Source organism: Streptomyces sp. NPDC087787 (assembly GCF_044743035.1).
In the GTDB taxonomy this organism is placed as follows: Bacteria; Actinomycetota; Actinomycetes; order Streptomycetales; family Streptomycetaceae; genus Streptomyces.
On record NZ_JBIUVQ010000002.1, the window covers coordinates 160,274 to 183,298 of the forward strand.

The following is a 23,025-nucleotide window of genomic DNA, read 5'->3' on the forward strand; positions in this document are numbered from 1 at the left end:
TGAAGTCCTTTACGGGGGCGGCGGGGTGGGCGGAGCGGGCTACGAAGTCGGTTTGGGCACCCTTGACTTGGCTGCCTTGGGCGGCTCGGGCGCCGGGGCCGCTCGGCGCGCGCTCCGGGCGGCGGAGACCTGGCGCGCGACCCGCGGGCCGAGCACGGAGACGACGAGCAGGACGCCGGTGACGACGATCTGCGACTGGGCGGAGACGTTCAGCAGGCTCATCACGTTCTGCAGCGCGCCGAGCAGGAAGACACCGGCGACGGCGCCGCCGAGCGTGCCCTTCCCGCCGTCGAAGTCGATGCCGCCGAGCAACACCGCCGCGACGACGGAGAGTTCGAGTCCCGTGGCGTTGTCGTAGCGGGCGCTCGCGTAGTGCAGGGCCCAGAAGACGCCGGTCAGGGCGGACATGAAGCCGGTGGCGACGAACAGGATCAGCTTGTCCCGCCTGACCCGGATGCCGGCGAACCGGGCCGCCTCCTCGCCGGCGCCGATCGCGAACAGCGCTCGCCCGAAGGGGGTGGCGTGCAGGGTGACGACGGCGATCGCCAGCAGGAGCAGGAAGGGCAGGAACGCCTGTGGCAGGAAGGTGTTCCCGACGCGTCCGGCCGCGAAGTCCAGGTACTGGTCCGGGAAGTCGGTCACCGCGTCGGAGCCGAGCACGATCTGCGCGACGCCGCGGTAGGCGGCGAGGGTGCCGATGGTCACCGCGAGGGACGGCAGTCCGAGCATGGTCACCAGCAGGCCGTTGACCAGGCCGCACACCGCGCCCAGCAGCAGGCACAGCGGGATGATCGTCTCGATCGCCATGCCCTGGTTCCACAGGGCGCCCATCACCGCGCCGGACAGTCCGGCGGTGGAGGCCACCGACAGGTCGATCTCACCGGAGACCACCAGGAGGGTCATCGGCAGGGCGATCAGCGCGATCGGCAGGGTGTTGCCGATCAGGAACGACAGGTTGAGGGCGTTGCCGAAGCCGTCGACGAGTCCGAAGGAGAACAGCAGGACCACGACGAGCAGGGCACCGACGACGGTGTCCCAGCGCACGGCTCGCGAGAGGGTGGAGTCAGCCATGGCGGGCGTTCCTCTTCTTCAGGGCCGAGGCCACGCGCAGCGCGACGACCCGGTCGACCGCGATGGCGAGCAGGAGCAGGACGCCGTTGATCGCCAGTACCCAGACGGAGCTGACGCCGAGTGCGGGCAGCACACTGTTCACGGAGGTCAGCAGGAGGGCGCCGAGGGCCGCTCCGTACACGCTGCCGGAGCCGCCGTTGAAGACCACGCCGCCGACCACCACCGCGCTGACGACGGTGAGTTCGTATCCGCTGCCGGTGCCGGAGTCGACGTTGCCGAACCGGGCCAGGTACATCGCCCCGGCGAGACCGGCGAGGCCGCCGCAGAGGGTGTAGGCGGCCAGGACGCGCTTGCGCACCGGGATGCCGGCGAGGCGGGCGGCCTCCGGGTTGGAGCCGAGCGCGTACAGCTCGCGGCCGCCGGCGTAGTGCTTGAGGCAGTACGCCGTCACCATCAGGACGGCGAGGGCGATCAGCGCCAGGTACGGCACCATCCGGACGCCGCCGGAGCCGAAGTCGACGAAGCCGCCGGGCAGGTCGGCCGCGGTGATCTGGCGGGAGCCGACCCAGACGGAGTCGATGCCGCGGATGATGTAGAGCGTGCCGAGGGTGACGACGAGCGCGGGTACCTGGCCGAGGCTGACGAGAAGTCCGTTCAGCAGGCCGAAGCCGACCCCGACGAGCACCGCGAGGACGACGGCCACGACGGGGTTCCCGCCGCCCTGCAGCCACGTACCGGCGGCGAAGGCGCTGATGCCGAGCGTGGAGCCGACCGACAGGTCGACGTTGCGGGTGATGACGACCAGGGACTGGCCGGTGGCGACGAGCACCAGGATGGTCGCGTTCAGCAGCAGGTCCTTGACGCCCTGCTCGGACAGGAACGCGCTGTTGCCCGCCTGGGCGACGGCGATCAGCGCCAGCAGGACGACCAGGATGGCGAGTTCACGCATCCTGAACACCCGGTCGACCAGGCGGGTGCCGCTGGACCGGTGCGCCTCGGCGGTGGGGGCGGGGTCGGAAGCGGTCGTGGTCACGCCGCCCTCCCCGTGGCCGCGGCCATCACGGCTTCCTCGGTGGCGTCAAAGCGGGGGATCTCGGCGGTCAGCCGGCCCTCGTGCATCACGAGCACCCGGTCGGCCATGCCGAGGATCTCGGGCAGGTCGGAGGAGATCATCAGGACGGCGACCCCGTCGGCGGCCAGTTCACCGAGCAGCCGGTGCACCTCGGCCTTGGTGCCGACGTCGATGCCGCGGGTCGGCTCGTCGACGATGAGCACCCTGGGGCCGGTGGCGAGCCACTTGGCGAGGACGACCTTCTGCTGGTTGCCGCCGGAGAGCGTGGAGACGGCGTCGGCGATCCTGGCGTACTTGACCCGGAGCCTGACCGCCCAGTCCAGGGAGCGGCTGCGTTCCGCGCCGCGGTCCATCAGTCCGGCCCTCACGGTCGTCCGGAGTCCGGTGAGGCCGATGTTGCGCTCGATGGACATGTTCATCACCAGGCCCTGGGCGCGCCGGTCCTCGGGGACCAGGGCGAGCCCGGCGGCCATCGCGAGGGACGGGGCGCCATTGGTGAGCCGGCGTCCGTCGACCTCGACCTCGCCGGCGTCCCACCGGTCGATGCCGAAGACGGCGCGGGCGACCTCCGTGCGCCCGGCGCCGACCAGTCCGGCCAGGCCCACGATCTCGCCGCGCCGCACGTCGAAGGAGACGTCGGCGAAGACGCCCTCGCGGGTCAGCCTGCGCACGCTGAGCGCGATGTCGCCCGGTGTCACGTCCTGCTTGGGGTAGAGCTCGTCGAGGTCGCGGCCGACCATGCGCCGCACGAGGTCGTCCTCGGTCATGCCGTCCAGCGGCTCGACGGCGATCCGGGCGCCGTCGCGCAGGGTCGTCACCTGCCGGCAGATCTCGAAGATCTCCTCCAGGCGGTGCGAGATGAACAGCACCGCGGCGCCCTGATCGCGCAGGGCGCGTACGACGCCGAACAGGCGGGCGACCTCGCTGCCGGTCAGGGCCGCGGTCGGCTCGTCCATGATCAGGACGCGGGCGTCGAAGGAGAGCGCCTTGGCGATCTCGACGATCTGCTGGTCGGCGATGGACAGTCCGCGCGCGGGACGGTCGGGGTCGAGGTCGACACCGAGCCGCCGCATCAGGACCCGGGTGGCGTCACGGGTGGCGTCGTGGTCGATACGGCCCAGAGCCCGCCGGGGCCTGCGGCTCATGAAGATGTTCTCGGCGATCGACAGATCGGGGAAGAGCGTCGGTTCCTGGTAGATCACGGCGATACCGGCGTCCCGGGCGTCCCCCGGGCCGTGGAAGACGACGGTTTCGCCGTCGAGCAGCACCTGGCCGGCGTCGGGCCGGTGCACCCCGGCGAGGATCTTGATGAGGGTCGACTTGCCCGCGCCGTTCTCCCCGGCGAGGGCGTGCACCTCTCCCGGAAGCAGTTCCAGGGAGACGTTCCTGAGGGCACGCACCGCGCCGAAGGACTTCGAGATGTCCCTGAGCGCCAGCACCGGGGCCGGACCCGTGTCGGACGGGTGAGTCATGGGGGCTCCTCGACGACGCCGGCGGAGTGCCGCCCCACGTCGTGAAAGGTTTCAACCTGGTGGCCGGGACGTTAGGCCGGGAGCGGATGTCACGTCAATGGGCGCGGAGCGAAAACCGTGCGGGATCGACAACCGGGCGGCAGTTCAAGGGATTACGGAGCGTCGCCCATGGCGGAAGGGTTGACACCCTCACCGGCGGCTCATAGCTTCAGGGGCTGAATCGATTCATACGCGTCGATCGCAAGAGCCGGCTCAGACCTGGTTCGGAGCTGGTTCTCGAAGCCGTCCCAAAAGCCGTCACAGGAGCCTCGAAGTGACCGACCTCGCCGCGGTGAAGGCCGCCCTCAGGACCCAGGCCGTCGAGACGCCGTCGTGGGCGTACGGGAACTCGGGGACACGCTTCAAGGTGTTCGCGCAGGCAGGCGTGCCGCGTACGCCGTGGGAGAAGGTGGACGACGCGGCCCAGGTACACGCCGTCACCGGCGTCGCGCCGACCGTCGCCCTGCACATCCCGTGGGACGAGGTGGACGACTACGCGGCGCTCGCCCGGCACGCCGAGGACCGCGGTCTGAGGCTGGGCGCGATCAACTCCAACACCTTCCAGGACGACGACTACCGGCTCGGCAGCATCTGCCATCCGGACGCGGCGGTGCGGCGCAAGGCGGTCGGCCATCTGCTGGAATGCGTCGACATCATGGACGCCACCGGATCGAACGATCTGAAGCTCTGGTTCGCCGACGGCACGAACTATCCCGGCCAGGACGACATACGGGGACGGCAGGACCGGCTGGGCGAGGGGCTGGCCGAGGTGTACGAGCGGCTCGGCGAGGGTCAGCGGATGCTGCTGGAGTACAAGCTGTTCGAGCCGGCCTTCTACACCACGGACGTCCCGGACTGGGGTACGGCGTACGCGCACTGCCTGAAGCTGGGCCCGAAGGCGCGGGTCGTGGTGGACACCGGGCACCACGCGCCGGGCACGAACATCGAGTTCATCGTCGCCACCCTGCTGCGGGAGGAAAGGCTCGGCGGGTTCGACTTCAACTCCCGGTTCTACGCGGACGACGACCTGATGGTGGGCGCGGCCGATCCCTTCCAGCTCTTCCGGATCATGTACGAGGTGGTAGGCGGGGGCGGGTTGACGTCCGGGGTCGCGTTCATGCTCGACCAGTGCCACAACATCGAGGCGAAGATCCCGGCGATCATCCGGTCGGTGATGAACGTCCAGGAGGCGACGGCCAAGGCGTTGCTGGTGGACCGGAGCGCGTTGTCCGCCGCACAGGGCTCCGGGGACGTGCTCGAGGCCAACGCCGTGCTGATGGACGCGTACAACACGGACGTGCGTCCGCTGCTGCGTGACGTGCGGGAGGAGATGGGGCTGGACCCCGAGCCTCTTGCGGCGTATCGCCGGTCGGGGTGGGCGGAGAAGATCGTCGCCGATCGGGTGGGGGGCCGGCAGGCCGGGTGGGGGGCGTAGTTCCCCATCGGCACCGCCCGCGCCCCTTCGTGTCCTCCCCTCTCCTGAATGGAGCCCCCTGTGTCGCTTCACCCCGAGGCCGCCGCCCTTCTCTCCCGGTCCCACCGGCTCGGTGCCGATCCCCGCAACACCAACTACGCGGGCGGCAACGCGTCCGCGAAGGGCGTCGGCACCGATCCCGTCACCGGCGACGACGTCGAGCTGATGTGGGTGAAGGGCTCCGGAGGCGACCTCGGGACACTCACCGAGGCCGGCCTCGCCGTGCTGCGGCTGGACCGGCTGAGGGCGCTCGCCGGTGTCTACCCCGGCGTCGAGCGCGAGGACGAGATGGTCGCCGCGTTCGACTACTGCCTGCACGGCAAGGGGGGAGCGGCGCCCTCCATCGACACCGCCATGCACGGGCTGGTCGGCGCCCCGCACGTGGACCATCTGCACCCCGACTCCGGTATCGCGCTCGCCTGCGCCGCCGACGGGGAGAAGCTGACCGCCGAGTGCTTCGGGGACCGTGTGGCGTGGGTGCCCTGGCGGCGGCCCGGATTCCAGCTCGGGCTGGACATCGCCGCGGTCAGGGAGGCCCAGCCGCGGGCGATCGGCTGCGTGCTCGGCGGGCACGGGATCACCGCGTGGGGCGCGGACTCCGAGGAGTGCGAGCGCAACTCGCTGCACATCATCCGCGCCGCCGAGGCCTTCCTCGCCGAGCGTGGGAGGCCCGAGCCGTTCGGGGCGGTCGTCGAGGGGTACGAGGCGCTGCCCGAGGGCGAGCGGCGGAAGCGGGCCGCGGCGCTCGCGCCGTACGTGCGCGCCATCGCCTCCCAGGACAGGGCGCAGGTCGGACACTTCAGCGATGCTCCCGTGGTGCTGGACTTCCTCTCCCGTGCCGGGCATCCGCGGCTCGCCGCGCTCGGCACCTCCTGCCCCGACCACTTCCTGCGGACCAAGGTCCGGCCGCTCGTGCTCGACCTGCCGCCGACGGCTCCTTCGGAGCAGGCGATCGCCCGGCTGAAGGAGCTGCACGCCGAGTACCGCGAGCAGTACACCGCCTACTACCGACGGCACGCCCGGCCCGACTCCCCCGCGATGCGCGGCGCGGACCCGGCGATCGTTCTCGTGCCGGGCGTCGGCATGTTCTCCTTCGGCAAGGACAAGCAGACGGCCCGGGTGGCCGGCGAGTTCTACGTCAACGCGATCAACGTCATGCGGGGCGCGGAGGCCGTGTCGGCGTACGCGCCGATCGAGGAGTCGGAGAAGTTCCGCATCGAGTACTGGGAACTGGAGGAGGCCAAGCTCCGGCGGCTGCCCGCGCCGAAGCCGCTCGCGGCACGGGTCGCGCTCGTCACTGGCGCGGGCAGCGGCATCGGCAGGGCCATCGCGCGACGGCTCGCCGACGAGGGCGCGTGCGTCGTCGTCGCCGACATGAACGGCCGGAGCGCCGCCGCCGTCGCCGGGGAACTGGGCGGGCCCGACAAGGCGGTCGCCGTGCCGGTGGACGTGACGGACGAGGAGCAGATCGCGGGTGCCTTCGAGGCGGCCCTGCTCGCCTTCGGCGGGGTGGACCTGGTCGTCAACAACGCCGGCATCTCGATCTCCAAGCCGCTGCTGGATACCTCGGCCGAGGATTGGGACCGCCAGCACGCCATCATGGCGCGCGGGTCGTTCCTGGTCTCGCGGGAGGCGGCGCGGGTGATGATCGCCCAGGGGCTGGGCGGAGACATCGTCTACATCGCTTCCAAGAACGCCGTGTTCGCCGGGCCCCACAACATCGCCTACTCGGCCACCAAGGCCGACCAGGCGCATCAGGTACGGCTCCTGGCAGCCGAGTTGGGCGAACACGGGATCCGGGTCAACGGGGTCAACCCGGACGGGGTCGTCCGCGGCTCCGGGATCTTCGCGGGCGGCTGGGGCGCGCAACGGGCCGCCGTGTACGGAGTGCCGGAGGACAAGCTCGGCGAGTTCTACGCCGGGCGGACGCTGCTGAAGCGGGAGGTGCTGCCCGAGCACGTGGCGAACGCCGTCTTCGCGCTGACCGGCGGGGAGCTGACCCACACCACGGGGCTGCACGTCCCGGTCGACGCCGGTGTCGCGGCCGCCTTCCTGCGATGAGCCCGGACGTGAGGGCGTACGCCGCCGTCGATCTCGGCGCGTCCAGCGGCCGGGTCATGGCCGGGCGGGTCGGCCGCGACCGGCTGGAGCTGACCGAGGCGCACCGCTTCCCCAACCGGCCGGCACGGCTTCCCGAGGGGCTGCGCTGGGACGTGCTCGCCCTGTTCGCCGGGGTGCTCGACGGGCTGCGGGCGGCGGGGCGGGTGGATTCCGTCGGCATCGACGGCTGGGCCGTGGACTACGGCCTGCTCGACGCGGACGGCGCCCTGCTCGGCAACCCCGTCCACTACCGCGACGCGCGCACCGAGGGCGTGGCGCGGAGGGTGTGGGCGACGGTGCCGGCCGCCGAGCTGTACGCGGCGACCGGCGTCCAGTACGCGCCCTTCAACACCCTGTACCAACTGGCCGCCTCCCGCTCCTCTCCCCAACTCGCTGCCGCACGGCGCCTGTTGTTGATCCCCGACCTGCTGACGTACTGGCTCACGGGTGAGCAGGGCACCGAACTGACCAACGCCTCGACCACCCAGCTCGTCGATCCGCGCACGCACGACTGGTCGTACGAGGTCGCGGCCCGGCTCGGTGTCGACCTGGACCTGTTCGCGCCGCTGCGCCGGCCCGGGGATCCGGCGGGTGTGCTGCGGCCCGAAGTGCTGCGGGAGACCGGGCTGCGCGGGCCCGTGCCGGTGACGACCGTCGCCTCGCACGACACGGCGTCCGCGGTGGCCGCGGTGCCCGCCTCCGGGGAACGGTTCGCGTACATCTGCACGGGCACCTGGTCGCTGGCCGGTCTGGAGCTGGACGCTCCGGTGCTCACCGAGGACAGCCGCGCCGCCAACTTCACCAACGAGCTGGGGCTCGACGGCACGGTCCGCTACCTGCGCAACATCATGGGGCTGTGGCTGCTCCAGGAGTGCCTGCGGGCCTGGGGCGACCCGGACCTGGACGAGCTGCTGCGGGAGGCCGCCGAGGTGCCCGCGCTCCGGTCGGTCATCGACGCGGGAGACACGGTCTTCCTCGCGCCGGACCGGATGCCGGAGCGGATCGCGGCGGCCTGCGGGGCCTCGGGCCAGCCGGTGCCCGGCTCCCCCGCAGAGATCACCCGCTGCGTCCTCGACTCCCTCGCCCTCGCCCATCGCCGGGCGGTCGCGGAGGCCGAGCGGCTCGCCGACCACCCCGTCGACGTCGTGCACCTCGTGGGCGGGGGCGCCCGCAACGCCCTGCTGTGCAGGCTGACCGCGGACGCCTGCGGGCTGCCCGTGGTCGCCGGGCCGGCCGAGGCGGCGGCCCTCGGCAACGTCCTGGTGCAGGCCCGCGCGCACGGGCTCGTCGGCGACCGGGCCGGGATGCGGGCCCTGCTCGCCCGGACGCAGCCGCTCGTGCGGTACGAGCCGGGCGGCGACGCGGCGGCCTGGCGCTCGGCCGAGGCCCGGCTCACCGCCGTCACCCCGTGAGCCGTCACCCCATGGCCCCGTCACCCCGTGAGCCGTCACAGCGTGAGCCGTCACAGCGTGAGCCGTCGACCCATGGGCCGGTGTCTCGCCGGGCCAGGGGGGCTCGCGGTCTCCGCCACGCCGGGGGCGGGGATCTCCCCGCCGGACCCCGCGCCCGATCACTCCGCCACTACGCTGAGCGCGTGCGGGCGGTGCCCCCGACACCCGTCCGACGACCGACGACGAGGAGCCGCGATGCGTGTCGCTCTGTTCCTGACCTGCGTCAACGACACGCTCTATCCGGACACCGGGCGCGCGACGGTGAAGCTCCTGACCAGGCTGGGTGTCGAGGTGGACTTCCCGATGGCCCAGACCTGCTGCGGGCAGGCGCACTACAACACCGGCTACCGGCACGAGGCCGAGCCGCTGGCCCGGCGCTTCGCGGAGGTCTTCCGGGACTACGAGGCGATCGTGACACCGTCCGGTTCCTGCGGCGCGATGGTGCGGGAGCTGTATCCGCGCATGGGCGCCCGCGCACGGGCCGAGGGGCGCGGCGACGGACTCGCGGCCACCCTGGCCCCGGTGGTGCCGAGGACGTACGAGCTGACCGAGTTCCTGGTGGACGTGCTGGGGGTGACGGACGTGGGCGCGTACTACCCGCACACGGTGACCTATCACCCGACCTGCCACGGGCTGCGCGGCCTGGGCCTGGGCGACCGTCCGCTGCGGCTGCTGCGGGCGGTGAAGGGGCTGGAGCTGGTGGAGCTGCCCGGGGCCGAGGAGTGCTGCGGTTTCGGCGGCACCTTCGCGGTGAAGAACCCCGATGTGTCGGCGGCCATGGGCGCGGACAAGGTGCGCCACGCCGAGTCGACGGGCGCGGAGGTGCTGTGCGCGGGCGACAACTCGTGCCTGATGCACATCGGCGGCACGATGGCCCGCCTCGGGACGCGGATGCGGCCGGTGCACATCGCTGAGATCCTGGCCGGCACAAACGAGGAGGCCGCGGCGTGAGCGCGACGTTCCTGGGCATGCCCGGCTCCCCGGTGTTCCCGTCCTTTCCCCGGGCCGCGCACGACGCCGTGCGCGACACCACCCTGCGCGGGAATCTGCGCCACGCCACGCACACCATCCGCGCCAAGCGGGCCGCGGCCGTGGCGGAGATGCCGGACTGGGCGGCGCTGCGGGAGGCGGGCCGGCAGATCAAGGACCACACCCTGCGCTATCTGGACCGGTATCTGGTGCGGGTGGAGGAGGCGGTCACCGCCGCGGGCGGCACCGTCCACTGGGCCGTCGACGCCGCCGAGGCCAACCGGATCGTGGCCTCGCTGGTCAAGGCGACGGGCGAGCGCGAGGTCGTCAAGGTCAAGTCGATGGCCACCCAGGAGATCGGCCTCAACGAGGCACTCGAGGCCGAGGGCATCCGGGCCTACGAGACCGATCTCGCCGAGCTGATCGTGCAGCTGGGCCACGACCGGCCCTCCCACATCCTGGTGCCCGCGATCCACCGCAACCGCGGCGAGATCCGGGACATCTTCCGCTCCGAGATGGGCGGGTGGGGCCGCCCGGCCCCCGAGGGGCTGACGGACGCGCCCGTCGAACTCGCCGAGGCCGCCCGGCTGCACCTGCGGGAGAAGTTCCTGCGGGCCAAGGTGGGCGTCTCCGGCGCCAACTTCGTCGTCGCCGAGACGGGCACGCTGGTCGTGGTCGAGTCCGAGGGCAACGGGCGGATGTGCCTGACCCTGCCCGAGACGCTGATCTCGGTCGTCGGCATCGAGAAGATCGTCCCCACCTGGCGGGACCTGGAGGTCTTCCTCCAGACACTCCCCCGCTCCTCGACGGCCGAGCGGATGAACCCGTACACGTCCATGTGGACCGGCACCACCGAGGGCGACGGGCCGGAGACCTTCCATCTGGTGCTGCTGGACAACGGCCGCACCGACACCCTCGCCGACGAGGTCGGCCGCCAGGCCCTGCGGTGCATCCGCTGCTCGGCGTGCCTGAACGTCTGCCCGGTCTACGAGCGGGCCGGCGGGCACGCGTACGGCTCGGTCTACCCGGGCCCGATCGGCGCCATCCTCAGCCCCCAGCTACGCGGCACCGCGAGCGAGATCGACGCCTCCCTGCCGTACGCGTCGTCGCTGTGCGGCGCCTGCTACGAGGTGTGCCCGGTCGCCATCGACATCCCCGAGGTGCTGGTCCACCTGCGCGAACGCGTCGTCGAGGGCGGCCCGGTGACGCGGGCGGGCAACAAGGTGCTCCTCAAGCCGGCCAAGGGGCACGCCGCCGAGCGCGCGGCGATGCGCGCGGCCCGCTGGGCCCTGACCCGCCCCGGCGCCCTGCGCGGCGGACAGCGGCTCGCGTCCCGCACCCGCCGTTTCCACCCCCGCGCCCTGCCCGGCCCCGGCCGGGCCTGGACCGGGACCCGTGATCTGCCGCCGGTGCCGGTGGAACCGTTCCGCGACTGGTGGCAGCGCACGCACGGGGGCAAGGAGGCGGCGAAGTGAACAGCCGGGACCGGATCCTGGGCCGGGTACGGCGCGCCCTCGCGGACGTACCGCCGGACGACGTGCCGTACGAGCGGGCGGTGTCCCGCGACTATCTGCGGCAGCACGGCGAGCGCGGCACCGAGGAGACGGTGGACCTGCTCGCCGAGAACCTGGCCGACTACCGGGCGATCGTGCACCGCTGCGACGCCGACGCGCTGCCCCGGCTGATCGCCCACCTGCTCGGCGAGCGGGGCTCGAAGACCGTCCTCGTACCGCCCGGGCTCGAAGAGGACTGGCCGGCCGCCGTCGAGGCCACCCGGGTCACGGACCGGCCCGACGCCACCGCGCGCGAACTCGACCGGGTCGACAGCGTCGTCACCGGCTGCGCGCTCGCCATCGCCGAGACCGGCACTCTCGTCCTGGACGGCTCCCCCGACCAGGGCCGCCGCCGGATCACGCTCGTCCCCGACCACCACATCTGCGTGGTGCGCGTCCCGGACCAGGTCGTCTCCTCCGTGCCGCAGGCACTGGACCGGCTCGACCCGGCCCGCCCGCTGACCTGGATCTCCGGCCCCTCCGCCACCAGCGACATCGAACTGGACCGGGTGGAGGGCGTACATGGGCCGCGCACCCTGGAGGTGGTGCTGGTGAGCGGGAAGTGACTATCTCCCGCCCGGCCTCGCGTACGGCCGTGCCATGACGCCCGCGAAGTCGTACAGCACGACCTGCTCGTCGCCCACGACCCAGGCGTCGTGTCCCGGCGAGCAGACGAAGACGTCGCCGGGACCCACCTCGTCCTTGCGACCGGGGCCGGCCTCCGTTCCCTCGCACATGCACACGCCACCGGCGACGCAACACGCCCGGGCGGGGGCTGAGTTCAGTCGGCGCCGTGGTGGCGGCGGATTCTGCTCGCCACCTCGTTCTGCTCGGTTTCCCACCAGGGACGGACGCGTACGGGGGCGGACGCCGGGGCCTGTTCGCCGGGTGAGCGGGGCGGGACGGCGACGCGGACGAGTTCCTGGTCGAGGCGGCGGTCGAGGGCGGCGTTCTGGACGCGTTCGGCGCGCGCCCACTGCGCCAGGATCGCCAGGATGAAGGGGAGCGCGACCAGTTCGGCGATGCTGAGCATCGCGCCGCCGCCGATCTGCTGGTCGTGGTGGACGTCCGTGGCCCAGGCGGGCGCGTGCTGCTGGTACCAGGCCCCCGCGATCAGTGTTCCGTGGGTCATCACCACGACTCCCGGCACCGCGTCGACGATGCCGTCCAGGAACACCAGCGCGGCCCGCACCGGATGCGTGCACCAGGACGGCAGCGCCTGCTCGCGGGTGAGCACGGGGACGACGAACAGGCAGCCCGCGATGAGCAGATGGAGGTACATCAGCTCGTGCAGCCAGCCGACGCGCAGCGCGGTGGCGAAGTACGGGGTGAAGTAGACGACGAGCTCGGTGGCGAGTACGAGGGCCGTGCTGACCAGGGGAAAGGTGAGCAGGCGCACCACCCGGCCGGTCATCGCGCGCCGGACCCGCTCCGCTCTGTCCTCCGGCAGCGCCTCCACCGCGAGCCGCAGCGGGTCGCCGAGGGCCAGGCCGAGGGGCGCGACCAGGTCGAGCAGGATGTTCTGCACGGCGGCGGGCCAGAACAGGACGTGGTCGTACACGGCCAGCGCCGACATCGTGGCCACCACCAGCGTGCCCAGTCCGAGCAGCGTGAAGGCGGCGGTACGGGCGGGCGACCAGCTCCGGCCCTGCCGCCGCAGCCGCAGCACGCCCCAGCCGTACAGTCCGCCCAGGACGGCCACCACGAGCAGCGCCGGAACGTCGGGCTGCCACGAGGACAGCAGCCGACCGAGCGTCGGCTCGGCGAGCTGCCCGACCGACAGTTCGGTCACCGCGTCAGGAATCATTCGCATCCCTCTCCATTCGCCCACAGGGGACAAGTCGGTTCATGCCCCCAGCGGACGGTAGCGGCCGGCGGCCGCGGGCGGGGCGGCGGGGTGCGGGTGTCCGGCGCGTCGCGCTCGCGGGGCGCGGCGCCCACGGAAACGGCCGGTCAGCAAGGCGGACCGGCGGGCCGGGGCCCCGAGGACACCCCGGAGGCCGAGGGGGGTGCAGCCGTGGGTATCCTCGCGTTCCTGCCGGCAGCGACTTCTCACGGATCCCTCACCGCGGCCTTACCGGGACGACGGCTTTGGACGTCCGCGCGAAACGGTCAAAACCGCCCTGAACAACGAAGGTCTCCCAGATGGAAACCTGTCCGTAACCGCAAAGTTCCTGACAACTACGCGCGTTGATTCTAGGCTTCGGCCAGCTGCCCCCACTTTCCCCAGTCCCACCAGGAAGGCACCATGTCGCCTACCCACTCCCGCCGCCCGGCTCCCCGAAGAGTCGTCGTCGCGGCCCTCGCCGCGGCCGCCACGCTGGCCACCGCCGGCGCCCTCGTCGCCGCGAACCCCGCGCAGGCCGGGCCCGACGCCAACTCGGCCCCGCTGAAGGACCTCCAGCTCCTCGCCATCAACGACTTCCACGGGAACCTGGAGCCGCCGGCCGGCTCCTCCGGCCGGGTCACCGAGCGGCAGGCCGACGGCACCACGAAGGACATCGACGCCGGCGGCGTGGAGTACCTGGCGAGCAGCCTTCGCACCGCGCGCAAGGGCCACGACCGGTCGCTGACCGTCGCCGCCGGCGACATCGTCGGCGCCAGCCCGCTGCTGTCCGGCCTCTTCCACGACGAGCCGACCATCGAGGCGATGAACAAGCTCGGCCTCGACGTCACGGGCGTGGGCAACCACGAGTTCGACGAGGGCAAGGACGAGCTGCTCCGCCTCCAGAACGGCGGCTGCCACCCGGTCGACGGCTGCTACGCCAAGGGGCGCAAGTTCGCGGGTGCCGACTACCCGATCCTGTCGGCCAACGTGATCAACGAGAAGACCGGCAAGCCGCTTCTCAAGCCGTACGTCGTCCAGAACGTCAAGGGCGCGAAGGTCGGCTTCATCGGCGTCACCCTCAAGGGCACGCCGAACGTCGTCACGGCCGCGGGCGTCAAGGGACTGAAGTTCCTCGACGAGGCCGAGACGATCAACAAGTACACCAAGGAACTCCAGCGGCAGGGCGTCCACGCGATCGTCGCGCTCGTCCACGAGGGCGGGTTCCCGGCTTCCTCGGCGTACAACTACGACTGCGACGCGGGCGGCAGCACCGGTCTGAGCGGTCCGATCGTGGACATCGCCAAGGAGGTCGCGCCGGAGGTCGACGCCCTCGTCACCGGCCACACCCACAACGCGTACGTCTGCTCCATCCCGGACCCGGCGGGCCACCCGCGCCTGGTGACCAGCGCCGCCTCCTACGGCCGGCTCTTCACCGAGCTGAACATGAAGTACGACCCGCGCACCGACGACATCGTCCGCGCCACGGTCAAGGGCTCCAACCGCGTCGTCGACCGGACCCAGTCCAAGGCGGCCGACCTGACGCAGCTGCTCGGCTACTGGCAGACCCTGGCCGCGCCGGTCGCCAACAAGCCGGTCGGCTACATCACCAAGGACGTCACCCGCACCGGTGCCGTCGAGTCGCCGCTGGGTGACCTGATCGCGGACGCGCAGCTCGCGCACGCCAAGTCCCTGGACAGCCGTGCCGTCGTGGCGCTGATGAACCCGGGCGGCATCCGCGCCGACCTGGTCTACGCCGCCTCCGGCAAGGAGGGCGACGGTGTCGTGACCTTCGGTGAGGGCTTCGCGGTGCAGCCCTTCAGCAACACGGTCAACCTCAAGGACCTGACCGGCGCGCAGCTGGTCACCGTGCTGAAGCAGCAGGTCAGCGGCAGCAACGCCGCCGCCCCGAAGTACCTTCAGATCTCCAGCAGCCTCACCTACACCCTGGACCTGACCAAGACGGGCGCCGACCGCGTCGTCGAGGACTCCATCCGGGTGGACGGCAAGCCGGTCGACCCCAACGCCACCTACCGCGTCGCCATGAACTCCTTCCTGGCCGACGGCGGTGACGGCTTCACCGAGTTCGCCAAGGGCACCGACCAGCTCGTCGGCAGCGACGACCTGGCCGCCCTGGTCGACTACCTGACGGCGAACACCTCGGCCGCCGCGCCGTACACGCCGACGGCCGCCAACCGCGTCACCGTCGTCAAGTAACCACCGTCGCACGGACGACATCCCGAGCAATCGGACGAGGGCGGGTCCTCTGGGGCCCGCCCTCACGCTTGCCCGCGGACAGCACGTACGCCTCCGCCGGCGCGGGCCGGGGTGGACCGCCGGATGGGCCGCCGGGTGGGATGTGGGGCCGAAGGGCCCCCTGGCGGGCCCGGGCGGCCTGTGGCGGCGCTGGGCGTACGGGACCAGGCTGGAGACAGCAGCGCGGCGGCAGGACGTTCCCCTCCACCGCGGTCCTGGCCGGAAGCAGGTGCCGTGGCCGGTGCCGGTGCGTCACGCGGTACGCGGTCGGTACCGTCCGCGCCGGGGAAGCCGCCGCGCCGCACGACGCGCTCGCCGACCGAGCGAGGCGGCAGGAACGAGAGGAGCCGGAGCGATGACCTCCACCACCACCCGGGCCGCGGCCCTTCCGGCCGAGCACCGTGCGCGGCTCATGCGGCTCGCCCGCGAGACCTCCTTCGACATGGGCTCCCGGCTGTTCCACGAGGGCCGCCACGCCGACCGGTTCTGGATCATCCGGACCGGCACCGTCGCCCTGGACCTGCACATCCCGGGCCGGAGCGCCGCCGTCATCGAAACCCTGGGCCACGGCGAACTCGTCGGCTGGTCCTGGCACTTCACGCCCCACGTGTGGCAGCTCGGCGCCGAGGCCACCAGCCCGGTGCGGGCGTACGAGTTCGACGCCGAGGCCGTGCGCGAGCTGTGCCGGGAGGACCCCGAGTTCGGCCGCGCCATCGCCGTCTGGGTCGGCGCCGTGGTCGCCGACCGACTGCAGGCGGCCCGTATCCGGCTGCTCGACCTGTACGCCCCCTACGGCAGCGGCGGCAGGTGAACCGGCCGCGACCGCGCCGACGTCCCGAGGAGGACACCGTGCACGGCAGCCCGCACATCGTGAGCGACGTCATGACGCACACGGTCGTGGCCGTGGGACGCGACGCCCCGTTCAAGGAGATCGTCGGCCTCATGGCGCAGTGGAAGGTCAGCGCCCTTCCCGTGCTGGAGGGCGAAGGACGCGTGATCGGTGTCGTGTCCGAGGCCGATCTGCTGCCCAAGGAGGAGTTCCGCGACAGCGACCCCGACCGGTTCACCCAGCTCCGCCGGCTGCCCGACCTGGCCAAGGCGGGCGCGGTGACGGCCGGGGAGCTGATGACCTCCCCGGCGGTCACCGTCCACTCCGACGCCACCCTCGCCGAGGCCGCGCGCATCATGGGCCGGCGCCGCGTCAAGCGGCTGCCCGTCGTCACCGGCGAGGGACTGCTGGAGGGCATGGTCAGCCGGGGCGACCTGCTGAAGGTCTTCATGCGGTCGGACGACGACCTGGCCGAGGAGATCCGCCGGGAGATCGTCTCCTACCTCTTCCCCGCCCCGCTGGAACCCGTCCACGTCGGCGTCGTCGACGGCGTGGTCACGCTCACCGGCCGGATAAGGGACGCCTCGCTGGTGCCCGTGGCCGCCCGCCTGGTACGGGCCGTGGAGGGCGTCGTCGACGTCGAGTGCGATCTCGCGAGCGGCCCGGCGGTGACGGAACCGCGCTGAACGCCGGCCGGTTCAGTCGTCGTGGGGCACGAGCACGACCGGGCGGGTGACGTGGTGGACGAGGGCGTGCGTGACCGGACCCGCGTGCGCGCCGATCGCGGGGTGCCGCCTGCGGCGGCCCACCACCAGCAGGCCCGACCCGCTCACGGCGCCCGGCAGTACGTGGGCCGGGCGCCCCTCGTGCAGGGTCGCAGCCACGTACACGGCGGGGAACTTCTGCCGCCAGGGCTCCAGCAGCGCGGCCAGTTCCCGTTCCGCCTCCTGCCGGAACGATCCCCGGGTGCGCGCGTCCGGCAGCCCGTGCGTCAGCGGCACGTGCCAGGCATGCAGCACCCGCAGGGGTGCCCCGCGCAGTTCGGCGGCGCGGAAGGCGAAGTCCAGGACGTCGTCACAGGAGCCGTCGGTGTCGACGGCGACCGCCACGTCACGGTGCGCGGTCCGCGTCGAGACGTGTCCAAAGACGTCCGGCAGATGTTCGCTCCCCGCCGTCTCGCCCGCCCGTACGAGGACGACGGGGCGCTCGGCGTGCACGGCGGTCGCCATGGCCACCGAGCCCAGGACGAAGCCTCCGACCGCGCCGAGCCCCTGACTGCCGATGACCAGCAGCTCGGCGTGCGCCGCCTCGTCGAGCAGCGCGGGACCCGGCTGCCGGCGCACCTGCTCGCTCGACAGGTCGAGGCCCGGGTACGACGCGGCCACCTCGGCGACCGTGTCCCTGAGCATCCGGCGCGCACGGAACTGCGGCACGCGCACCTCGGGCAGGCCCGCGCTCCCGGCGGCGTCGGGCAGACCCTCCCAGGCGTGCACCAGCCGGAGCGGCAGCCCCCGCCGGAGGGCCTCCCTGGCCGCCCAGTGGGCCGCGGCGAGGCTCTCGCGCGAACCGTCCAGGCCGGCCACGACGGGTCTCAGCATGGCGGTCACCCTCCTCGTCCCCGCACCGTCCCTCGGCGGGTGCGCGGCCGGCGCCACACCGGCCGCGCACCCGGGTGCGGCATGGAGCGCCCCCTGCTCGGACGCGCCGCACCGGGATGGTCCTGGTGCCCGTCTTCTCCTCCGGACCAGGACCGTGTCGGTCTCGGGTCGTACTGCGCGCGCTCCGTGCTCCGCGCGCACTTCCAGTGTCGCGCGTCCGGGCCGCGGCGGGAGTGGGCCGACCGGCCCGGCGGACGGTGGGCCCAGGGTCCCGCCCCGGCGGGGACGTACGGCCGGTGTGCCCGCGTCGGGCGGCCCCAGGACGGCGGCCCGGAAGGATGTCAGGCTGAAGGTGGAGGGAGCCGTTCAGGCGACCGTCCGCTCGGCGGGCCGGGGGTGACCGGAGGGCCCGGTGGTGGTCGGAGGTCCGGAGGGAGCAGCGATGAGGGCGAACACACCCGGCCGGCGTCCGCTGTGGCGGTGGCGGAGCAATCCGATGCGCCGGCGTGAGGACGTGATCGAGAGCTGGGTCCTGCTGGCCACGTGGGCCGTCATCGCGGCGGGCGCTCCCCTGACGGGGGTGGTCGCCGGCCAGGCCGCGGCGGACGGCCTCGCCCGGCAGCAGGTGGAGCGGCACCCGGCCACCGCCGTCCTGGCCGCCACGGCCCGGCCCGGCGGCGACAGTGTGACGACGCCGGACGACCGGGTCTCGGGGACCGTCCGCTGGACGGAACCGGACGGCACCCGGCACGAGGCCCGGACCCTGGTCGCGCCCGCCTTCCAAGCGGGCGACCGGATCGGGATATGGACCGATCAGCACCACCGGGTCACTGCCCCGCCCCTGACCCCGTCGCAGGCCGCGACACAGGCGGCGGCCACGGGCGCGCTGGTGTCGCTCGCCGTCGCGGGTGCCGCCGGCGCCGGATGCTGTGCGGCCCGCGCCGCGCTCGACCGGCGCCGTGCCCGCGCCTGGGAGGCCGAGTGGCGCGAGGTCGGACCGCAGTGGGGCCGCGCGGCACGCTGAGTCGCGCGGACGTCATGTCCCCGGTGCGTCCTGGCCGTCGCGGGGCAGCGGACAGCGCAGCAGGACGCCCACGCCCTCGTGCAGCCGAGCCTCCCGCTCGGGCACCAGGACGAGTTCCGCCCGGGTGCCGACCAGCGCCCGGGTCAGTGCCGCGTCGGCGCGCTCCCGGCGTACGTCCTGGACGCCGTAGGAGCGCAACTCCTCTTCGGTAAGGGCGAGTTGGCCGGGTTCCGGGCCGACCCACAGGCGCAGCGGCGACTCGGGGTGGTTGTTCAGGAGCAGCGCCTTGACCTGGCCCCGCTGCAGGGCCGCCACGGCGGCGGGCAGTCCCTCTGCCGTCACCGTGCCGTGGGCGCGTTGGGCCAGGAAGACGTTCAGAAGGCGTCGGTCGTGCGCGGCCATGCGTCCCCTGAACAGGCTCTCCAGCTGCTGCTCCAGCAGGGCCCGCCCCGGCACCCAGTCGCCCGTGCCCTCCACCGTGGTGACATGTCCGCGCAGCGGCGCGGGAAGCCGGTTGACGAGGATGCCGCGGGCCCAGGCGTCTCCCGCGACGACCACCGCCTCGCAGTCGATGCGCCGTGCGTGGCCCGCCAGTTCCCGGCCGATCACCCGGGCCGCCCGCGGCCAGTCGCCCGCCGGGACCTCCTCGTGCAGACGGTACCCGGACGCGACCTTGGTCAGGGGCCAGAGGCCGGCCTCGGCGTCGACGCGCACGGTGCCCGTCGCGTCCGTGGAGTGACGTCCGCCGTAGCGCACCCGCACCGCCAGGTACGGGATCCCGGGGGCGTGCTGGGCGATCAGCGGCATGATGTCCGGCAGCGTTCCGAAGTGCGCCGTGTCCCGCGCGGGCGGGACCGGCAACTCGTCCAGCAGGGCCGCGTGGCCGTGCGCGGTGAACACCGCCTGCCCGTGGGTGCCGGGGACCTCTGTGTCGCTGCCCACCAGGCCGGCCACCGCGGTGATGGTGCCCCGGTCCGCCCCCTCGGACGTCAGGGCGTCCCGCAGGTGCCGCCACCGCAGTGCGATGGCCGCGTCGGGATCGGCGACGGCGCTGTCGCGGGAGGTGTCCAGATACACCGACGCGAACGGACCGGACTGCTTGTACAGAGGTTCGAGAAAGGAAAGCCTCATGGTCGCTCCCGACTGCGCCACGCCCGCCCGAAGCCGCTCGCGGCGGCCTCCCGGCCGGCTCGCCAGTCACCCACCCGGCCAGTCTCCCACCGTTCCGGCCGGCCGGGCGCCCCGGGACTCGGGCTGCTCGGGCTGCACCGCCCGGCGGGCCACACGACAATGGGTCTCGGCGCGCGATCCGCCCCGGCGGCGGGCACGCGATCCGCCCGACGGGCAGGGGAAGGCGGTGGCCTGTGATGACGTACGTCGCTGTGAGTGCGCTGAGCCATCCGGGACTGATCCGCGAGCACAACGAGGACAGCCTGGTCGCCGGGCCGTGGACCCTGTGTGCCACGGTGACCGAGAATCCGCAGACACTGGTGTTCCCGCTCGGCGCGCCCCTGGTCGTCGCGGTCGCCGACGGGATCGGCGGCCAGCCCGGAGGCGATGTGGCCAGTTCCCTGGTGGTCCGGCAGCTCGCGCGGTCCGGGCCCGGCATGACCGGCGAGGACGACGTCCGCGAGGCACTGCACGCCTGCAACCGCCGGGTGTACACGGCCGCGGAGAACGACGGACCGGCCACGATGGGCACCACCGTCGCGGGCGCCGTCCTGCTGCCCGGGTCGCTGCTGGCGTTCAACGTGGGCGACAGCCGGGTCTTCGCCGCGCCCCGGGACGGGCTGCTCCAGGTCAGCGTGGACGACAACCCGCCGACCCCGCCGGGGCAGCGCACGATCTCGCTCCTGACCCAGGCCCTCGGCGGCGCCCGGACCTTCCACGCCGTCACCCCGCACGTGACGGCCTGCGCCCTCGCCCCGGGCGACCGGTACCTGATCTGCACCGACGGCCTGACCGACCCGCTGCCGAACGACGTCCTTGACGAGCTGCTGAGGGAGTTCGACGACGGCCGGGCCGCCTTCGAACTGTGGAAGGCCGCCATCGCCGCCGGCGGTCCCGACAACATCACGCTCGCCCTGGTGCGGGTCGTGGAGCGGTGACCCCTCCGTCCGTCCGGCGCGAACCCGGTCACCTGGCCCACCGGAGGGGTTCGCAACTGCTCGTTGGGAACCGTGTACGAGGTCGGTTTAGCTCGATCGTGTGATGGTCGACTGACAGGCTTGCGGTGCGTTGGGCTGGTCGGAGTAGCGTTGCGGTGCGATCTGGAACGCCGGGTACGGTGCCTGGGGGTGCCCCCTCTGAGGGAGTGCGGGGCCCCTGCTCCACCAGCGAGATGGTTCAGGGCCTCCCCGTCGCCTCTGGCCGCATCCACATGGCCAGGTCGTGAGGAACTCCGCCGACCCGGCTCGGACCACGGACCCGATCCGTGTCGCCGCCCGGGACGCGAAAGCGGACGACCAGTGCGCCCACAACCGTTCGGGGCGCGCCGGTGCGCGGACTCACTCCCGCACACTGCCCAGGAACGGTCGGTTCCTAGACTGTGAGACGTGGTGCGGGCCAACGAGGAGGTCGAGGCGCTCCTCCAGGAGTACGCGGACCTCATCGCCATCACCGGAGGCGACGCGTTCAAGGCGCGCGCCTACGAAAAGGCCGCCCGTGCCATCGGCGGCCACCCCGCCGACGTCTCCCGCCTCGACGTCGCGGGTCTGAAGGAGATCCCGGGCGTCGGCAGGTCGATCGCCGAGAAGGTCGTCGAGTACCTCCGGACCGGCAACGTCACGGTGGTGGAGGAGACGCGGGCCAGGATTCCCGCCGGGGTACGGCAGTTGATCACCATCCCCACCCTCGGCCCCAGGAAGGCGATGACCCTCTACGAGGACCTGCACATCTCCTCGGTGGCCGAACTGGCCGACGCGATCAAGGCGGAGAGGCTGCGCGATCTGAAGGGCTTCGGGAAGAAGACCGAGGAGAACATCCTGCACGGCATCGCCCTCATGCGGCAGGCCGGCGAGCGGATCCTGCTGGGCACCGCCACGGAGGCCGCCGAGGACGTCGTCGCCGAACTCTCCCGGATCACCGGCTGTGCGCGGTGCGCGTACGCCGGATCGCTGCGCCGCATGAGGGAGACGGTCGGGGACATCGACGTCCTCGTCGCCGCCGAGCGGTCGGCGCCCTTCATGGACGCGCTGACCGAACTGCCCTCGACCGCCGAGGTCATCGCGCACGGCGCGAAGAAGACCTCGGTCCGTACCGACACGGGCGTCCAGGTCGACCTGCGCGTGGTGCGGCCGGACTCCTGGGGCGCGGCGCTGCAGTACTTCACCGGCTCCAAGGGGCACAACATCCGCACCCGGACGATCGCCGTCCATCTGGGGCTGAAGCTCTCCGAGTACGGCCTGTTCGACGCCGAGAGCGGGGAACGGGTCGCCTCCCGCTCGGAGGAGGACGTGTACGCCAGGCTCGGCCTGCCCTGGATCCCGCCCACGCTGCGCGAGGACCGGGGCGAGATCGAGGCCGGTCTGCGCGGTGAACTGCCCGAGGTGGTCACGGAGGACGACATCAGGGGCGACCTGCACACCCACACCGACCTCACCGACGGTCTCGCCCCGCTGGAGGAGATGGTGGCGGCGGCCGCCGGCCGGGGCTACGCGTATTACGCGGTCACCGACCACGCGCCCGGCCTCGCCATGCAGCGCATGACCGAGGAGAAGGTCCTCGCCCAGCGCGAGCAGGTGCGGTCACTGGACGGCCGGCACCACCGGATGCGGCTGCTGCACGGCACCGAGCTCAACATCGGCCCGGACGGGAAGGTGGACTGGCCCGACGAGTTCCTCGCGGGCTTCGACCTCTGCGTGGCCTCGGTGCACTCCCACTTCGGCCTCGGCCGCGAGGCGATGACCCGGCGGCTCGTACGCGCCTGCGAGAACCCGCACGTCCATGTCATCGGGCACCCCACCACCCGGCTGATCGGCAGGCGGCCCGGCATCGACGCCGACCTCGACGAGGTGTTCGCGGCCTGCGCCCGCACCGGCACGGCCCTGGAGATCAACGCCCAGCCGGACCGCCTCGACCTGGGCGACGAGGACATCCTGCGGGCCAGGAGCCACGGGGTGAAGTTCGCCGTCGACTCCGACGCCCACTCCCTCCTCCATCTCGCCTACCTGCGCTACGGAATCGGCACGGCGCAGCGCGGGTGGCTGACCCCGGAGGATGTGATCAACACCTGGCCGCTGCGGCGGCTGCGCGGCTTCCTGCGCAAGGACGGGGCCGCCTGAGACGCTTCG

18 protein-coding genes and 1 pseudogene are annotated in these 23,025 nt (G+C 72.7%); 12 read left to right on the top strand and 7 right to left on the bottom strand.

Annotated features, from left to right (window positions below):
• Positions 1–39 precede the first annotated feature (39 nt).
• The 3 genes from ACIOWN_RS04825 to ACIOWN_RS04835 are packed head-to-tail and all read right to left on the bottom strand — an operon-like array spanning position 40 to position 3,615.
• The gene (locus ACIOWN_RS04825; RefSeq protein WP_362348416.1) at positions 40–1,071 is read right to left on the bottom strand and encodes an ABC transporter permease; all 1,032 of its coding nucleotides are present in this window, start codon (positions 1,069–1,071) and stop codon (positions 40–42) included.
• The gene (locus ACIOWN_RS04830) at positions 1,064–2,104 is read right to left on the bottom strand and encodes an ABC transporter permease (protein WP_362348414.1); all 1,041 of its coding nucleotides are present in this window, start codon (positions 2,102–2,104) and stop codon (positions 1,064–1,066) included. The genes ACIOWN_RS04825 and ACIOWN_RS04830 overlap by 8 nt, the downstream gene beginning before the upstream one ends.
• On the bottom strand, positions 2,101–3,615 hold the full coding sequence (locus ACIOWN_RS04835) for a sugar ABC transporter ATP-binding protein (RefSeq protein ID WP_401980410.1): 1,515 nt from the start codon (positions 3,613–3,615) through the stop codon (positions 2,101–2,103). Before ACIOWN_RS04835 ends, ACIOWN_RS04830 begins: the two co-directional genes overlap by 4 nt.
• A gap of 313 nt (positions 3,616–3,928) precedes the next feature.
• On the opposite strand from ACIOWN_RS04835, the gene rhaI reads away from it, so the two are divergent.
• From rhaI to ACIOWN_RS04865, 6 genes are all read left to right on the top strand, one after another.
• Positions 3,929–5,089, top strand: a complete 1,161-nt coding sequence (gene rhaI, locus ACIOWN_RS04840) for an L-rhamnose isomerase (RefSeq protein WP_401980412.1) — start codon at positions 3,929–3,931, stop codon at positions 5,087–5,089.
• 60 nt (positions 5,090–5,149) lie between these two features.
• Positions 5,150–7,189, top strand: a complete 2,040-nt coding sequence (locus ACIOWN_RS04845; protein ID WP_401980415.1) for a bifunctional aldolase/short-chain dehydrogenase — start codon at positions 5,150–5,152, stop codon at positions 7,187–7,189.
• Entirely contained in the window at positions 7,186–8,640 is a 1,455-nt protein-coding gene (locus ACIOWN_RS04850) for a rhamnulokinase family protein (protein ID WP_362348408.1), read from the top strand. Before ACIOWN_RS04845 ends, ACIOWN_RS04850 begins: the two co-directional genes overlap by 4 nt.
• Positions 8,641–8,874: 234 nt before the next feature.
• Positions 8,875–9,630 (top strand): (Fe-S)-binding protein, encoded by a 756-nt coding sequence (locus ACIOWN_RS04855; RefSeq protein WP_362348406.1) that lies wholly within the window; start codon positions 8,875–8,877, stop codon positions 9,628–9,630.
• Complete coding sequence (locus ACIOWN_RS04860; RefSeq protein WP_401980419.1) at positions 9,627–11,123, top strand: lactate utilization protein B; 1,497 nt, start codon at positions 9,627–9,629, stop codon at positions 11,121–11,123. The genes ACIOWN_RS04855 and ACIOWN_RS04860 overlap by 4 nt, the downstream gene beginning before the upstream one ends.
• The gene (locus ACIOWN_RS04865) at positions 11,120–11,767 is read left to right on the top strand and encodes a lactate utilization protein C (protein ID WP_362348403.1); all 648 of its coding nucleotides are present in this window, start codon (positions 11,120–11,122) and stop codon (positions 11,765–11,767) included. The genes ACIOWN_RS04860 and ACIOWN_RS04865 overlap by 4 nt, the downstream gene beginning before the upstream one ends.
• On the opposite strand, the pseudogene ACIOWN_RS04870 reads toward ACIOWN_RS04865, so the two are convergent.
• Together ACIOWN_RS04870 and ACIOWN_RS04875 are read right to left on the bottom strand one after the other, a co-directional pair.
• Positions 11,768–11,911: pseudogene (locus tag ACIOWN_RS04870) on the bottom strand (cupin); the annotation flags it as partial.
• A 71-nt stretch (positions 11,912–11,982) separates the two neighbouring features.
• On the bottom strand, positions 11,983–13,014 hold the full coding sequence (locus ACIOWN_RS04875) for a cytochrome c oxidase assembly protein (protein ID WP_401980422.1): 1,032 nt from the start codon (positions 13,012–13,014) through the stop codon (positions 11,983–11,985).
• Between the two features lie 435 nt (positions 13,015–13,449).
• On the opposite strand from ACIOWN_RS04875, the gene ACIOWN_RS04880 reads away from it, so the two are divergent.
• From ACIOWN_RS04880 to ACIOWN_RS04890, 3 genes are all read left to right on the top strand, one after another.
• On the top strand, positions 13,450–15,243 hold the full coding sequence (locus ACIOWN_RS04880) for a bifunctional metallophosphatase/5'-nucleotidase (RefSeq protein ID WP_362348401.1): 1,794 nt from the start codon (positions 13,450–13,452) through the stop codon (positions 15,241–15,243).
• A gap of 394 nt (positions 15,244–15,637) precedes the next feature.
• The gene (locus tag ACIOWN_RS04885) at positions 15,638–16,093 is read left to right on the top strand and encodes a cyclic nucleotide-binding domain-containing protein (protein ID WP_401980425.1); all 456 of its coding nucleotides are present in this window, start codon (positions 15,638–15,640) and stop codon (positions 16,091–16,093) included.
• A gap of 38 nt (positions 16,094–16,131) precedes the next feature.
• Positions 16,132–16,797 (top strand): CBS domain-containing protein, encoded by a 666-nt coding sequence (locus ACIOWN_RS04890; RefSeq protein ID WP_362348398.1) that lies wholly within the window; start codon positions 16,132–16,134, stop codon positions 16,795–16,797.
• 12 nt (positions 16,798–16,809) lie between these two features.
• Here the strand turns inward: ACIOWN_RS04890 and ACIOWN_RS04895 are convergent, their stop codons facing one another.
• Positions 16,810–17,709, bottom strand: coding sequence for a universal stress protein (locus ACIOWN_RS04895; protein ID WP_401980428.1), 900 nt, complete (start codon positions 17,707–17,709; stop codon positions 16,810–16,812).
• A gap of 442 nt (positions 17,710–18,151) precedes the next feature.
• On the opposite strand from ACIOWN_RS04895, the gene ACIOWN_RS04900 reads away from it, so the two are divergent.
• Positions 18,152–18,733, top strand: a complete 582-nt coding sequence (locus ACIOWN_RS04900) for a hypothetical protein (RefSeq protein ID WP_362348394.1) — start codon at positions 18,152–18,154, stop codon at positions 18,731–18,733.
• A gap of 12 nt (positions 18,734–18,745) precedes the next feature.
• On the opposite strand, the gene ACIOWN_RS04905 is transcribed toward ACIOWN_RS04900, so the two are convergent.
• On the bottom strand, positions 18,746–19,864 hold the full coding sequence (locus ACIOWN_RS04905) for a hypothetical protein (protein ID WP_401980431.1): 1,119 nt from the start codon (positions 19,862–19,864) through the stop codon (positions 18,746–18,748).
• 236 nt (positions 19,865–20,100) lie between these two features.
• Between ACIOWN_RS04905 and ACIOWN_RS04910 the strand changes: the two genes are divergently transcribed.
• A complete protein-coding gene (locus tag ACIOWN_RS04910) occupies positions 20,101–20,841 on the top strand; it encodes a PP2C family serine/threonine-protein phosphatase (protein ID WP_100571326.1) in 741 nt (246 codons plus the stop codon).
• A gap of 447 nt (positions 20,842–21,288) precedes the next feature.
• Complete coding sequence (polX, locus tag ACIOWN_RS04915; RefSeq protein ID WP_362348391.1) at positions 21,289–23,016, top strand: DNA polymerase/3'-5' exonuclease PolX; 1,728 nt, start codon at positions 21,289–21,291, stop codon at positions 23,014–23,016.
• The last annotated feature ends 9 nt before the right edge of the window (positions 23,017–23,025 follow it).